This window comes from Pedococcus bigeumensis, assembly GCF_006438965.1.
Lineage (GTDB): Bacteria > Actinomycetota > Actinomycetes > Actinomycetales > Dermatophilaceae > Pedococcus > Pedococcus bigeumensis_A.
The window spans coordinates 588,857-602,440 of record NZ_RCZM01000002.1 but is presented as its reverse complement, the minus strand read 5'-3'; the positions used below and the strand labels follow the sequence as shown (position 1 = coordinate 602,440).

General features: G+C 71.4%; 13 protein-coding genes. 8 read left to right on the top strand and 5 right to left on the bottom strand.

Translation table 11 applies throughout. The annotated features are described in order from the left end of the window. Positions 1-78: 78 nt before the first annotated feature. Positions 79-399, top strand: a complete 321-nt coding sequence (locus EAH86_RS07795) for an ArsR/SmtB family transcription factor (protein ID WP_140738538.1) — start codon at positions 79-81, stop codon at positions 397-399. 78 nt (positions 400-477) lie between these two features. Here EAH86_RS07795 and EAH86_RS07790 read toward each other — a convergent pair whose 3' ends face one another. From EAH86_RS07790 to EAH86_RS07780, 3 genes are all read right to left on the bottom strand, one after another. Continuing rightward, entirely contained in the window at positions 478-1,293 is an 816-nt protein-coding gene (locus tag EAH86_RS07790; protein ID WP_140738536.1) for an HAD-IIA family hydrolase, read from the bottom strand. A gap of 39 nt (positions 1,294-1,332) precedes the next feature. Then, positions 1,333-1,761 carry a DUF1003 domain-containing protein gene (locus tag EAH86_RS07785; RefSeq protein ID WP_140738534.1) on the bottom strand — a complete coding sequence of 143 codons (429 nt, stop codon included), beginning with the start codon at positions 1,759-1,761 and terminating at the stop codon, positions 1,333-1,335. Between the two features lie 96 nt (positions 1,762-1,857). Next, the gene (locus tag EAH86_RS07780) at positions 1,858-2,382 is read right to left on the bottom strand and encodes a YbaK/EbsC family protein (protein WP_140738531.1); all 525 of its coding nucleotides are present in this window, start codon (positions 2,380-2,382) and stop codon (positions 1,858-1,860) included. A gap of 328 nt (positions 2,383-2,710) precedes the next feature. On the opposite strand from EAH86_RS07780, the gene EAH86_RS07775 reads away from it, so the two are divergent. From EAH86_RS07775 to EAH86_RS07750, 6 genes are all read left to right on the top strand, one after another. Then, positions 2,711-3,043, top strand: coding sequence for a DUF6504 family protein (locus EAH86_RS07775; RefSeq protein ID WP_140738528.1), 333 nt, complete (start codon positions 2,711-2,713; stop codon positions 3,041-3,043). Beyond that, positions 3,043-3,522 carry an SAV_6107 family HEPN domain-containing protein gene (locus EAH86_RS07770; protein WP_161988595.1) on the top strand — a complete coding sequence of 160 codons (480 nt, stop codon included), beginning with the start codon at positions 3,043-3,045 and terminating at the stop codon, positions 3,520-3,522. Before EAH86_RS07775 ends, EAH86_RS07770 begins: the two co-directional genes overlap by 1 nt. Beyond that, a complete protein-coding gene (locus EAH86_RS07765) occupies positions 3,519-7,499 on the top strand; it encodes a DNA polymerase III subunit alpha (protein ID WP_140738525.1) in 3,981 nt (1,326 codons plus the stop codon). Before EAH86_RS07770 ends, EAH86_RS07765 begins: the two co-directional genes overlap by 4 nt. Before the next feature lie 99 nt (positions 7,500-7,598). Further along, positions 7,599-8,372: a methyltransferase domain-containing protein gene (locus EAH86_RS07760; protein WP_140738522.1), complete on the top strand. Its 774-nt coding sequence runs from the start codon at positions 7,599-7,601 to the stop codon at positions 8,370-8,372. A 19-nt stretch (positions 8,373-8,391) separates the two neighbouring features. Continuing rightward, positions 8,392-9,723: a DNA polymerase IV gene (gene dinB, locus EAH86_RS07755; RefSeq protein WP_140738519.1), complete on the top strand. Its 1,332-nt coding sequence runs from the start codon at positions 8,392-8,394 to the stop codon at positions 9,721-9,723. A gap of 133 nt (positions 9,724-9,856) precedes the next feature. Next, positions 9,857-10,261: a DUF3040 domain-containing protein gene (locus EAH86_RS07750; protein WP_140738516.1), complete on the top strand. Its 405-nt coding sequence runs from the start codon at positions 9,857-9,859 to the stop codon at positions 10,259-10,261. A gap of 9 nt (positions 10,262-10,270) precedes the next feature. Here EAH86_RS07750 and EAH86_RS07745 read toward each other — a convergent pair whose 3' ends face one another. Both EAH86_RS07745 and EAH86_RS07740 read right to left on the bottom strand, forming a co-directional pair. After that, on the bottom strand, positions 10,271-10,756 hold the full coding sequence (locus EAH86_RS07745) for a DUF456 domain-containing protein (RefSeq protein WP_241668261.1): 486 nt from the start codon (positions 10,754-10,756) through the stop codon (positions 10,271-10,273). A gap of 23 nt (positions 10,757-10,779) precedes the next feature. After that, positions 10,780-11,001 carry a DUF7455 domain-containing protein gene (locus EAH86_RS07740; RefSeq protein ID WP_140738513.1) on the bottom strand — a complete coding sequence of 74 codons (222 nt, stop codon included), beginning with the start codon at positions 10,999-11,001 and terminating at the stop codon, positions 10,780-10,782. 362 nt (positions 11,002-11,363) lie between these two features. On the opposite strand from EAH86_RS07740, the gene EAH86_RS07735 reads away from it, so the two are divergent. After that, complete coding sequence (locus EAH86_RS07735) at positions 11,364-13,466, top strand: hypothetical protein (RefSeq protein ID WP_140738510.1); 2,103 nt, start codon at positions 11,364-11,366, stop codon at positions 13,464-13,466. Positions 13,467-13,584: the final 118 nt, after the last annotated feature.

Here is a 13,584-nt window from a genome sequence, read left to right as displayed (position 1 = left end):
CGGTTCGATATTTGTCGAACTATGGATTCGGCCAAGGCATTCCCGATCTCCCGAAATTGGTTCGAGTATTATCGAACCATGCCCGCCAACCAGGAGCTGCCGCACCCCGACATCGCGGACGTGGCGCTCACCGACGTGCTGTTCGCGCTCAGCGACCCGGCGCGGCTGCAGATCGTCCGCGACCTCTCGTCCGGCCCGCTCGAGATGGCCCAGTGCGGGGCGACCAACCCGACCCTGCCCAAGTCCACCAAGTCGCACCTGATGAAGGTGCTACGCGAGGCGGGCGTCATCCGCAACGAGCCCCGTGGTCGTGAGCGGCTGGTGTCGCTGCGTCGCGAGGAGCTTGACGCGACCTTCCCCGGCCTGCTCGACAGCGTGCTCGGCGCCTCGCGCGGCTGACCGACGCACCTGAGCCGGCCCGCATGACGCGGCCACGCGGCATACCCGGAGCTGCTGAGGGCCGGCCGCGGGCGGCGCTCAGTCGCTCGACGGCCCCGTCAGGGGGCGCAGCTCGGTCACGAGGGGCACGATGTCGGCGATCGAGTCGACGACCCGGGTCGGCTGGTAGGGAAAGCGCTGCACCTGGTCGCGCCGCGTCGAACCGGTCAGCACGAGGATGGTCCGCAGCCCGGCTTCGAGCCCGCTGACCACGTCGGTGTCCATCCGGTCGCCGATCATCACCGTCGACTCGGAGTGCGCGTCGATCCGGTTCAGGGCGCTGCGCATCATCAGCGGGTTGGGCTTGCCGACGTAGTAGGGCTGGTGCCCGGTGGCCGCCGAGATGAGCGCCGCGACCGACCCGGTGGCGGGCAGCGTGCCCTGGGGGCTGGGTCCGCTCACGTCGGGGTTGGTCGCGATGAACCGCGCTCCGGCGTCGATCAGCCGAATCGCCTTGGTGATCGACTCGAACGAGTAGGTGCGGGTCTCGCCGAGCACGACGTAGTCCGGGTCGCGCTCGGTCATGGTGTAGCCGACCTCGTGGAGCGCGGTCGTCATCCCGGCCTCGCCCACGACGAAGGCGCTGCCACCGGGGCGCTGGTCGGCGAGGAACTGGGCCGTCGCCAAGGCGGAGGTCCAGATCGCCTCCTCGGGCACGTCGAGCCCGGTGGCGAGCAGCCGGGCCCGCAGGTCGCGCGGGGTGAAGATCGAGTTGTTCGTCAGGACGAGGAACCGTCGCCCGGCCTCCTGCAGCGCAGTGATGAAGTCGGCCGCGCCGGGGATGGCGTTCTCCTCGTGGACGAGCACGCCGTCCATGTCCGTGAGCCAGCACTCGACGGGCTTGGGTGTGGTCATGGGCCCATTGTGTCCGAGTTGCGGTTCATGGACCTCGCGCTATCCCGGAAGGGAAGGCGTGGTGCCGTGGTCGCCCTCGGGAATGACGCGACGGTGCAGCTCCGTGGTGAGGCGGTGGATCTGACGGGTCAGCTCGGTGTTGGTCTTGAGCTCGAGCTCGGACTCGACGAAGTCGTGGTCTGCCTTGGCTTGCTGGAAGGCCGATTGCCGGTTCTGGCCGATCAGGACGAACGTCGAGAGGAAGATCGCCTCGAGGGAGACGACGAGGGTGAGCGTCGGCCAAGGACTTCGCTCGGCGAACAGCATCCACAGCGTGAACGCGACGGCATGGAGGTAGACGAACAGCATCGACCCGGCGAAGGCGGTGATTGCATCGGCCACCCTGACCTGAAGGTTCTCGGCTCGCTGGGCGGTCATGGCAGTCGTCACCGGGTGCCTGCGGGACTCCTGGGCGGGGCTGGTTGTCATGGCACCCAATATGCACCGGTGGGCCGTGCTCGGGTGGCGGCACCCGACAGCCGGGAGGTCCCCAGGTCGTCCCCTGTCCAGACACGGGGCGGCCGTTCAGGCGACCTCGATGGCGTGACCTCCGGTCACCCGGAGCAGCTCCTCGTAGGTGGTCCGGAAGACGGTGTGGCTGTGCCCTGCAGCGGCCCAGACGTGCTTGTAGCGGCTGAGTGAGACGTCGACGAGGGTGCGGACCTGGCGGTGGTGGCCCACGGGGGCGACGCCGCCGATCGTGAAGCCGGTCGCCTCGAGGACGAAGTCGGCATCGGCCCGGTCGAGGTGGTCCACGTCGTCGACCAGCTCGGCGACCTTGACCAGGTCGACCTTGTGCGCGCCCGAGGTGAGGATGAGCATCGGGCTGACCGAGCCGTCGGGTGCGTGCGCCCGGAAGATGAGCGAGTTGGCGATCTCGGCCGGGGTGATGCCCAGCGCGGCAGCGGCCGCGGCAGCGGTGCGCACGGCGTCGGGGAGGGTGACCACCTCGGGCACGACGTGGTGGACCGCGAGGGTCTGCAGGACCCTGCGGACGGCGGGGTGGCCGGTCAGGTCGGGGGCCGACGTCGGCGCGTCGGACGCTGTCATGGCCGAAGACTAGGGCCGCCCGGGGATGCCTGTCACCAGTCGTTCGAAGGGGCTTGACGGGCTGTCCGTGGCGGGGTGTACGGTTCAACGTATCGAACACATGTTCGAACTCGTGGTTCACGACACCGACTGATCCACCGGTCACGGCCCCACACCGTGGCGGACGGTCGCCCGCGGACCACTGCGGCTCTGGCCCTGTGAGCAGGCGCCTCGACCCCGCCCCTCACAGGGCCAGAGCCCATCACCTCCAGCGCGCCGTCGCGCCTGCCACCGGCGGCGCTCCAGCCTGCCCTGACTACCCAGCACCAGACATGTGAAGGAGCAACCCGTGGTCCGCCGCTACGAAGAGCCCATCGAGGTCCGAGAGGGCGCTCGCGAGGACCTGACCCCCGGGCTGGGAGGTGTGGCGGGACCGGGCCCGGACGCCTTCGTCTGGCGTGGCCGGCTCTACGTCGTCCGGGCTGTGCTCGACCGCTGGCAGGAGCGCCGGCCGTGGTGGCGCGACGCCCGCGAACGCGAGGGCAGCGACGTGCTCACCGATGCCCGCGAACGGCAGGTCTGGCGGGTCGAGGCGAGCGCCGGCCGGTCCGCCGGGGTCGGGGTCTACGACCTGTGCGCCGACCGCGCCAGCCAGTGGCGCCTGCTGAGGGTCGCGGACTGATGGGCGCCCAGAACGCCCAGGGGCCCACCGGCGCCGGCGCCACGCTCGACCTGCTGGACCGGGCCCGCCACTCGCTGCTCGAGGCCTGCCAGAGCGAGGAGGTCGCCCGGCGCTATGACCAGGCCCAGCTCGGCGCCCTGCGCGCAGCTGCCGCCGTGGTCGCCACCCGGATCACGCCCATCCACCCGTCCACCGGCCAGTCCGGCCCGCGCAGCCTGTGGGAGCTGCTGCCCAGCGTCGCGCCCGAGCTCTCCGAGTGGGCCGGGTTCTTCGACGTCGTGGGCGCCCGCCGCCACCACGACCACAGCGCGCGGGAGGCCGACGACCTGCTGCGCCAGTCCGAGCTCTTCCTCGAGCTCGTCTGCCGCACGCTGGGCCTGCCGGTGCCGGTGTCGCCGCACGACCACCTGCTGGTGCCCACCGCCCTGACCCCTGCGGGAGTGGGCGCTGCGGGTGTGGCTGCGAGAGCAGCCCCATGAGCGCGGCCGAGTTCGCCCACCTGCACGTCGCCTCGGGTTTCTCGATGCGCTACGGCACCGCGACGCCGCAGGCGCTGGTCGAACGCGCCGCCCAGCACCGCCAGCCGATCCTCGCGCTCACCGACCGCGATGGCCTCTACGGCGCGGTCCGCTTCGTCCAGGCCGCCACCGCGGCAGGCATCGCACCCGTCCTCGGCGTCGACCTCGCGGTGGGCCCGGACGTGGTGGGTCCGGACGTAATGGACCCGGTGGGCTCGGACCAACCGACCCAGGCCGGCCACCCGGCATACCCCGGGGGGTCGGGGGCGCGGCCCGCGCCGACGCGGACCCCGGTCCGGGGTGGCGCCGACCGCGATGCCCGGCACCCGCGGGTCACCGTCCTCGCGCGGGGGCGCGCGGCCGGGGTGCCTGCCGGGGTGGGGTGGGCCGCGCTGTGCCGGTTGGTCACCCAGACCCACCTGCGCGGTGAGCGAGGGGTACCGGTGAGCTCCGCAGCCGTGCTCGCAGTCGCGTGCGGCGGCCCCGGTGGTGGTGGCGGCGGTCGTGGAACCGGAACTGATCGAGCAGGGGGTGGGGAGCCCAGCCCGCTCGTGGTGCTGCTCGGCCCGGACTCCGACGTGGGGCGGGCGCTGCTGGCCAAGCGCACCGACCGGGCACGCGAGCTGCTCGCCGCCTGGCGGCGCAGGCTGCCGCCGGACGCCGTCGTCATCGAGGTGGTCTGCCACGGCGGACCCGAGGGCACCCCGGCCTCGCGCAGCCACGCGCGGCGGCTGCTGGGGCTCGCCGACGAACAGGGCGTCCCCGCGGTGCTCACCGCGGCGGTGCGGCACGTCGACCCGGGGGAGTCGGCGGTCGTCGACGTGCTCGACGCCGCGCGGCGGCTGGTCGCCCTCGACACCCGGCACCTCGACCGGGTCACCGACGCCGCCCACCTGGCGACGACCGACACGATGCACGCCATCGCCCGTGAGGTCACCGATGGCGACCTCGGCCGGGCCGACGCCCTGCTCGAGCGGACCCTGGCCCTCGGGCTCGGCTGCGCCCAGAGCGCTCGCCACGACCTCGGCATCGGTTCGGTCCACCTGCCCGAGCCCGAACGCGTGGGCGTCGACCCCGGCATGAGCGCCCAGGTGGTGCTCGAGCAGCGGTGCCGTGGGGCGGTGGCCACGCGCTACCCCGGCGCGAGCGAGCGCGACCTGATGGCCGTGCAGAGCCGGCTCACCGACGAGCTCAAGGTCATCGCGGAGCTGGGCTACCCGACCTACTTCCTCACCGTCGCCGAGGTCGTCGACCTGATCCACGGCATGGGGGTCCGGGTGGCGGCGCGCGGCTCGGGGGCGGGGTCGCTGGTCAACTACCTGCTCGGCATCAGCGGGGTCGACCCGATCCGCTACAACCTGCTGATGGAGCGGTTCTGCTCGCCGCTGCGGGCCGAGCTGCCCGACATCGACATCGACGTGGAGTCGGCCCGGCGCACCGAGGTCTACGAGCGGATCCTCGACCGGTTCGGCGGCGAGCGGGTCACCTGCGTGTCGATGATGGACACCTACAAGGTGCGGCACGCCATCCGTGACGTGGGATCAGCCCTCGGGCTGCCGCCGGTGGAGATCGACGAGATCGCCAAGGCGTTCCCGCACATCCGGGCCAGAGACGCCCGCAACGCCATCGCCGAGCTGCCCGAGCTGCGCTCGCGAGGGCTCGACAGTCCTCGGCTGCGAGCCCTGTTCGACCTCGTCGAGCGGCTCGACGGGCTGCCCCGCCACATCGCGCTGCACCCGTGCGGGGTGATCCTGTCCGACGGCAGCCTGCTCGACCGCACCCCTGTGGAGGCGAGCTGGCTGGGTTTCCCGATGAGCCAGTTCGACAAGGACGACGTCGAGACCCTCGGGCTGCTCAAGCTCGACGTCCTCGGCATCCGGATGCAGTCGGCGATGGCCCACGCCGTGCAGGAGGTGGAGCGGGTCGACGGGATCCGGGTCGACCTCGACGACCAGACCCAGGTGCCGCTCGACGACGAGGAGACCTTCCGGCTGATCCGCACCAGCCACACCCTCGGCTGCTTCCAGATCGAGAGCCCCGGGCAGCGCGAGCTGATCGGCAAGTTCGGCCCGGAGCGGTTCGAGGACCTCGTCATCGACATCTCGCTGTTCCGGCCCGGCCCGGTGAAGTCCGACATGATCACGCCGTTCCTCGAGGCCCGCCACGGCTGGAAGGAGGTCAGCTACCTGCACCCCACGCTGATCGAGGCGCTGCGGGAGACCGAGGGGGTCGTCGTCTTCCACGAGCAGGTGCTGATGATCGTCGCCGAGACGACCGGTGTGTCGCTGGCCCAGGCCGACGAGGTGCGCCGCGCCCTCGGCACCCCCAAGGGGCAGCTCGAGATCGAGGCCTGGTGGCGACCGGCGGCGACGGCCCGCGGCTACGCGCCGGCCGATGTCGACCGGATCTGGGAGGTGCTCAAGGCGTTCGCGTCGTTCGGGTTCTGCAAGGCCCACGCCGCGGCCTTCGCGCTGCCGACCTACCACTCCGCGTGGCTCAAGACCCACCACACCGCCGCGTTCCTCGCCGGGGTGCTCACCCACGACCCGGGCATGTACCCCAAGCGGCTCATCCTCGACGACGCCCGCAGCCTGGGCATCGCGGTGCTCGGGCTCGACGTCAACGTCTCGACCGGCAGCTACCGCATCGAACGCCTCGACGGTGCTGACGGCGACGGCGGTGGTGGCGGCGGGTTCGTCCCGGCGCACCCCGACCTGCCCGATGCCAGCAACTACGGCATCCGGCTGTCGCTGGCCGACGTCCGCGGCATCAACGAGGCCGAGGTGGCCCGCATCGTCGCCGGGGCGCCCTATGCCGGGCTGGCCGACTTCTGGCACCGCGCCCACGTCTCCCGCCCCATCGCCGAACGCCTCGTGCTCGCCGGCGGGTTCGACAGCCTCTACGGCATGCAGGTGGCTTCCGCCGGCATCGATGCCGGGGGACTGGGGCGCCGGGGCCGGACCACCCGTCGTGACCTGCTGCTGCACGTCGCCGAGCTCGACCGCTACGGCCGGGCGCTGGACCGGTCCGCGCGCCGGGCGGCGCCACGCCGGAGGGGGAGCCGGGCCCTGGCGGTGTCGGACCAGACGCTCGAGGGTGGGCAGGTCCGGGCCCGGGCAGCGGCGCAGTCCCAGGCGGCGCTGCCGGTGCGGACGGCCGACCAGCAGCCGACCCAGCTCGCGCTCGACCTCGGTGACCGGCCTGAGCTCACCAGCGGCACCGGGCTGCCCGAGCTGAGCGGTCCCGAGCGCGTCCGCGCCGAGCTCGACATCCTCGGCCTCGACGCGAGTGCCCACGTGGTTGACTTCTACGCCCCGATGCTCGACGCGCTCGGGGTCACCCGCAGTCGTGACCTGTTGCGGGCGCGCAGCCGCTCCACCGTGTGGGCGTGCGGGGTCAAGGTCGCCACCCAGACGCCACCGATCCGATCAGGGCGCCGGGTCGTCTTCCTCACCCTCGACGACTCCACCGGACCGATCGACGCGACCTTCTTCGAGGATGTCCAAGGTCCTTACGCCGAAACGGTTTTCCACTCGTGGATGCTGCTCGTGCGTGGTGTCGTGCGCCGCACCGGCCCGCGGGGCATCTCGCTGCGCGCGACGGGTGCGTGGGAGCTCACCCCGTTGTGGGAGGCATGGCGTGGTGGTGGCCTCGAGGCGGTGTATGCCGCGATGGACGCCACCGAACGCGCCGCGACCGAGCAGGCGGAGGAGCTGGAGGCTGCCCACCAGGCACAGGTCAACGGCGGCCGGCGGGTGCTGGTGCACGCGTCGGGGTTCCGGCAGTCGCCCTACGCCGACACCAGACCGCCCGGAGAGGATGTCCGGGGGTCGCACCGGCTCGGTCAGGGGGTGGTGGTGCCCGACCCGGGAGGGGCCGACCAGCTCACCCCGCCACGCAAGCTCTGGCACTCAAGTCCCGGCAGCAGTGGCCACTAGCGAGATGGTCGTGCCGGCACTCCAGCCGCACCCGACCGGACCAGCTCAGGCCATTAGGCTGGCCACCGATCCCCAGACCCAGCACAGGAGGTGGCCGCCGTGGCCGAAGAGCAGTGGCGAACCCGACGCGGTGGCGTCGAGACAGCCCTGCGGACCTCGGCGGTGTGGGCCTCAGTGCGCACCCTCATCGAGCGACAGCAGGCCGAGCTGGGCCGTCCGTTGCGCGTCCTGGACCTCGGTGGCGGCACGGGCGGCCTCGCCGTGCCCCTGGCCGAGCTCGGCCACGACGTCGTGGTCGTCGACCCGAGTCCGGACGCCCTCGCCTCCTTGTCCCGGCGCAGCGCCGAGCGCGACGTCGCCGACCGGATCACCGCGCTGCAGGGCGATGCCGACTCGCTGGCCGACCTCGTGGGCGACCAGCCGGTCGACCTGGTCTGCTGCCACGGCACCCTCGAGGTCGTCGACGACCCCGAGGCCACGCTCGCGGCGCTGGCCGGGGTCGTCGCTCCAGGTGGCTACCTCAGCCTGGTGGCCGCAGGACGGCTCGCCGTCGTCCTCGCCCGGGCCCTCGCCGGGCAGTTCGCCCAGGCCCACACCGCCCTGACGTCGGCCGACGGCCGCTGGGGCAGCGCCGACCCGCTGCCACGCCGGTTCGACGCCGCAGCTCTCCAGGCCCTCGTCGAGCAGACCGGGCTGGTGGTCGAGGACGTCCACGGCGTGCGGTTGTTCAGCGACCTCGTGCCCTCGGCCCTGATCGACTCCGATGCCGACCGCATTGCCCTGCTCGAGCTCGAGCAGGTCGCCAGCCGGCATCCGGACTTCGGCTTCCTCGGACAGCTCGGCGCCGCCGTGCACGTCCTCGCCCGACGCTGACGGTGGGCCGAGGCCACCGATGAGCCGGCGCCAGTACGCGCTCCCGCAGCGCGGGGCCGAGCACCCACCCGACGACACGGGGTGCACCGTCCTGCACGTCGACATGGACGCGTTCTTCGCCTCGGCGTCCCTGCTGAGCCGCCCCGAGCTCGTCGGGACCCCGGTCATCATCGGCGGCGGTGGCAACCGCGGGGTCGTCCTCTCCGCGACCTACGAGGCCCGCAAGTTCGGCGTCGCCTCGGCGATGCCGATGTCCCGGGCCAGGAGGTTGTGCCCCAGGGCGACCGTCATCGCCCCCGACCACCACCTCTACAGCCAGATCTCGGGCGCCGTCATGGCGACCTTCGAGACGATCACCCCCGTCGTCGAACCGCTCTCGCTCGACGAGGCCTTCCTCGACGTGTCCGGCTCCCTGCGCCGGCTGGGCAACCCGGCGAAGATCGGCCAGCTCATCCGCGACACCGTCCACGACGAGCAGGGCATCACCTGCTCGGTGGGGGTCGCCCCCACGAAGTTCGTCGCCAAGCTTGCCTCGGGGCTGGCCAAACCCGACGGCATGGTCGTCGTCCCGCGCGACGAGGTCGTCACCTTCGTCCAACAGCTGCCGGTGGGGGCCCTGTGGGGAGTGGGGGACAAGACCGAGGAGACGCTCCTGCGCCTCGGGCTGCACACTGTCGCCGACATCGCCCACACCCCCGTCGACACGCTGCGCCGGGCCTTGGGCGAGAGCGCCGGGCCGCACCTGCACGACCTGTCATGGGGACGCGACCCACGCCACGTCGAGACCCAGCGTCGCGAACGCAGCATCGGCTCGGACGAGACCTTCGAGTTCGACGTCGACGACCCGGCATACATCCACCGGCAGCTGCTCAAGCTGAGCGACCGCACCGCGGCGCGCGTCCGGTCCGCGGGGATGCTCGGCCGGACCGTCTCCATCAGGGTGCGGTTCTCCGACTTCACGACGATCACCCGCAGCAGGACGCTGCGCGACCCCACCGACGTCAGCCGCGAGATCTTCGACACGGCCAAGAGCCTCTACGACGCGCTGGGGCTGCAGCGCGCCCGGATCCGGCTGGTCGGAGTGCGGATGGAGGGACTGGTCGAGAGCGTCGGCGCCCCCATCCAGGGCACCCTGGACGAGCCCGACCACGGCTGGCGCGACGCCGACAGAGCCGTCGACCGGGCCAGTGCCCGGTTCGGTGCCGGCAGCGTGCGACCGGCCAGCCTGATCCCCGACGGGTACCGCGACAAGCGTCGTGACGAGGGCCCTGCCAAGCAACGTGGCAAGGAACGTGACAAGGAACTCGGCCAGGAACGCGGTCAGCGGGGACCAGGACTGCCGAACGGGTAGTGCAACCACGCGCGGCGACATATCCTGAAGAAGTCAGCGGATGGCCACTGACCGGCAACGATGCTCAATTGCGGCAACGATTCCGTGGCCTGATGCGTTTAGTGGGTGCACGCCGAACGTCCAGGAGGTCACCGTGCCGCTCTCCGAGCACGAACAGCAGCTGCTTGAGCAGATGGAGCAGGCGCTGTATGCCGAGGACCCCAAGTTCGCGTCGCAGATGCAAGGCGCCGGAGCCCGCGCGTCAGCGCGTCGCCGGATGGCCATCGGCGTGGTGGGCGTCGTCGCCGGACTCGCGCTCGTGCTGGTCGGGGTCAACACCACGATGTGGATCGGCGCAGGCGGTTTCGCCCTGATGGTCGGCGCGGTCGCGTTTGCCCTCACCCCGCCGCGGCGCAAGGCCGCCCTCGGCACCGTCCAGCCGGACGGCAGCGTGCGACGGGCCACGCCCGCCCCCAAGCCCAAGGCTCCCAAGTCGGCCGGCTCGTTCATGCACCGCATCGAGGAGCGCTGGGACCGTCGTCGCGACGACGGCTACTGACTCGAGCCGTCAGGCCCGGCTGACCAGCACGCCGACGACCCAAGTCACGGCGATGGCCAGCGCAGCGAGCAGCTCGATCCCGATCGACAGGAACACCGCCTTCAGCGCGGCCTTCGTCGACGTCCAGGCCGCCGCGCGGTTCTGGGAGTGCCCCAGCTCGACGAGGTAGATCCCGAGCACGAACCCGACCAGCGCACCGACCACGGGAATCACGAAGAACCCCACGATGGCCAGCAGGACGGCCAGCACGAGGGTGGATCGGCGGACGCCGGCCTCGCGCAGCCGCCGGCCGGGCACGGCATACTGCAGCGCCAGCCCGGCCAGGTAGAGCACGGCGCACACCCCGAAGACGAACCAGCCGAGGGTGGCCTTCGTGTCGAGGGCCCAGAGGAACACGGCGGCCAGGCACAACAGCAGCCCGGGGATGACGGGAAGGACGATCCCCACCATCCCGATCAGGATCAGGACGGCGGGGACCCAGAGGGTGGCCTCCACGGCGGGAGGTCCGGTGCCGCTCCCTACCGCTCTTCGGGAGGAGCGACCGGAGGCGTCTCGTGGAGGCGCTCGGTCTCGTCCTGGATGTCCGCGTGCTCGCGCAGCTTGGGCAGGTGCTCGCGTCCGTGGTGGGCACAGAACAGCAGTTCGCCACCAACGTGAAGGCGAGCGCGCACGTAGGCCTGGGCGCCGCAGCGGTCGCAGCGGTCCGCCGCGCTCAATGAGGGTGCCAGTGCAGTGGTCACGTCAGCCTTCCTTTCGTTGCGCCCGGAGGCGCTTTGTCTCTATGAGACGTCCTACCCCGGACTTCGGTTGATCAACCGTGGGAATACTTCCCTGGTCGCCCGTCCGGTGCCGTTGTCAACAGTCAAGCACGCCGCGTTCTTCCCGGCGGGTATTGGGTCACCATCTGGGTCATGTCATGTCGCAAAGGGTGATTCGTAGATCGGGTGTCCGGTGGATGGGTGCGGCTGGATGGGTGCGGCCCGCCCGGGGGTCCATCGTGGCTCATCCGGGTCGATCAGAGGCAATCATGCAGAAACCATGACGAGCCGGCCATCGCAGACCTAGGCTGCGCCTGCTCAGTCCATTTCCGGGGGGTCAAACCATGCGCAAGCTCGTCATCGCCTTGTCCACCGCCGCGCTGGGGGTCGGCACGCTCGTGGCGCCCCTGTCGGCCGACGCGGCGGTCGTCCCGGCCGCCAACCTGACGGCGTACACCGTCGACACCCAGGGCCAGGGCAGCTCCCCGGGGGACTGGGCGGCCACCACGAACACCACCGGCTACTCGGTGCAGAACGGCCTGGCCATGCAGGGCTGGGGGCCCAACAGCAGCACCTACAGCCGCACCTTCCTCACCTTTGCGGACGGCCACCCGTTCGCCGCGGGCACGGTGCCCCTGGCCGACAGCCCCGACGCCGACCACGTCGGGTACAGCTCCACGCTGCCGTACACGAGCTGCGCAGGCCCGGTCCAGGGCAGCCTCACGATCCACGCCGTCACCTTCGACGACCAGGCGGCGGTGACCTCGTTCGCCGGGTCCTCGTACGTCACGTGCGACGGCGGCGTGAGCTACGTCGCGCAGGAGTACCGCTGGGCCAGCTCGGTCCCGCTGCTGCGCAAGGTGGTCGCCGCAGGCACCTGGAGCCCCGTCGAGACCGTCACGGTCACCGCACCGGAGGCGGCGACATACGGACCCCTCGCCCTCGACGGCGACGCCAAGGGCCTGGTGAAGATCACGGCCAACACCTGCACCGGGGCGACGGTGACCGTGGGCGCGACCTGCAGCTTCGGCGTGAGCCTGTACGCGCAACGACTCGGCGGCGTCCAGGGTGTGGTCTCGCTGAAGGACAGCAACGCCGTCGCCAAGGACATCGTCGTGCCCGTCACCGTGGTCGGCAAGGAGACCAAGGAGGGCGGCTACGTCGGAGTCGCACCGGCCCGCCTGCTGGACACCCGCAAGAAGGTCGGAGTCGGCACCACCACGCCCCTCGGTGCGGCCAAGACACTCACCCTCCAGGTGACCGGGCGCGGGGGCGTCCCGAGCGCCGGGGTCCGCGCGGCGGTCATCAACCTCACCACGGTGAGTCCCACCAAGGCGGGCTACCTCACCGCCTACCCGTACGGGCTGGGCCGTCCCACCGCTTCGTCGATCAACTTCAGCAAGGGCTGGACGGGCGCCAACCTGATCACCGTCCCCGTGGGCGCGGGCGGCAAGGTCAGCATCTACAACAATGCCGGCAGCACCCACGTGGTCGCCGACGTGATGGGCTACTACACGGCCTTCAACTACGCCCAGACCAACTACTCGTCGTACTTCGACGACGCCCCGTACCGCGCGGTCGACACGCGCAGCGACGACTGGGAGCGCACGCCGCTGTACCCGGACGAGTACCTGTGGCAGGCCCTCGACTACGGCCCGGACTACTCCGGTCGGATCACCGCCTTCGCCATCAACCTCACGGTGACCAAGCCGACCGGCAACGGCTACCTCGGCGCCTGGAACGGCGACGACAACACCATCCCGACGACGTCGAGCCTCAACTTCACCAAGGGCCGCACGGTGCCCAACATGCAGGTCGTGCCGGCCTCGCAGGTCTACATCTCGTCCCTCGGCTACAGCCTGCCCCGGTTCGGGGTGGTCAACCGGTCCACCGGCACCGCGCACGTCATCGTCGACGTGGTGGGGGTGTACATCGACAACGGCGTGACTGGCGGTCTGCGGTTCAAGGCCCTCCCGACACCCACGCGGATCATCGACACCCGCAAGGCGCTGGGCACCACCGCCATCGGGGCGGGCGTCACCAAGACCGTGGTCGCGCCGCCGAGCGTCGCGGGCTACAACACCCTCGTGCTCGTCGCCAACACCACCGCAGTGCAACCGCCCCTGGCCACGGTGCTCACCCTGTGGGGCAACGGGCATGCCCGTCCGTCGGTGAGCAACCTCAACCCCTACGCCGGCCAGCTCGTGTCGAACATGACGATGTCCACGGTGGGTGCGGACAACGACTTCAACATCCACAACCTGTACGGCACGACCAACCTCGTGCAGGACGTGGCAGGCACGCTGGAGTACTACCCGGCGTTCCTGGAGCCCGTCGGCGCCAAGACAGGCAAGGCCGCCCTGGCGCCCACCGCGACCCGGCTGGCCACGACACCGCAGCTCACCGGCAAGCCTGCGGGTGGCGCCCACCGGGGCACGCTGGGCTGACCGCGAGCGCACCCACACCCAGGCACGCGGCATACCGACTCGGTATGCCGCGTGCCTGCGTTGTCGGGTCGGCGCCCCGGGATAGCGTGGGCGCTGCCCCCGCGTGAGTGACGCGAGG

Coding starts and splice junctions, on each gene's coding strand:
- EAH86_RS07795 (WP_140738538.1), top strand. CDS start 79: ATGCCCGCCAACCAGGAGCTGCCGCACCCCGACATCGCGGACGTGGCG.
- EAH86_RS07790 (WP_140738536.1), bottom strand. CDS start 1,293: ATGACCACACCCAAGCCCGTCGAGTGCTGGCTCACGGACATGGACGGC.
- EAH86_RS07785 (WP_140738534.1), bottom strand. CDS start 1,761: ATGACAACCAGCCCCGCCCAGGAGTCCCGCAGGCACCCGGTGACGACT.
- EAH86_RS07780 (WP_140738531.1), bottom strand. CDS start 2,382: ATGACAGCGTCCGACGCGCCGACGTCGGCCCCCGACCTGACCGGCCAC.
- EAH86_RS07770 (WP_161988595.1), top strand. CDS start 3,043: ATGGGCGCCCAGAACGCCCAGGGGCCCACCGGCGCCGGCGCCACGCTC.
- EAH86_RS07765 (WP_140738525.1), top strand. CDS start 3,519: ATGAGCGCGGCCGAGTTCGCCCACCTGCACGTCGCCTCGGGTTTCTCG.
- dinB (WP_140738519.1), top strand. CDS start 8,392: ATGAGCCGGCGCCAGTACGCGCTCCCGCAGCGCGGGGCCGAGCACCCA.
- EAH86_RS07735 (WP_140738510.1), top strand. CDS start 11,364: ATGCGCAAGCTCGTCATCGCCTTGTCCACCGCCGCGCTGGGGGTCGGC.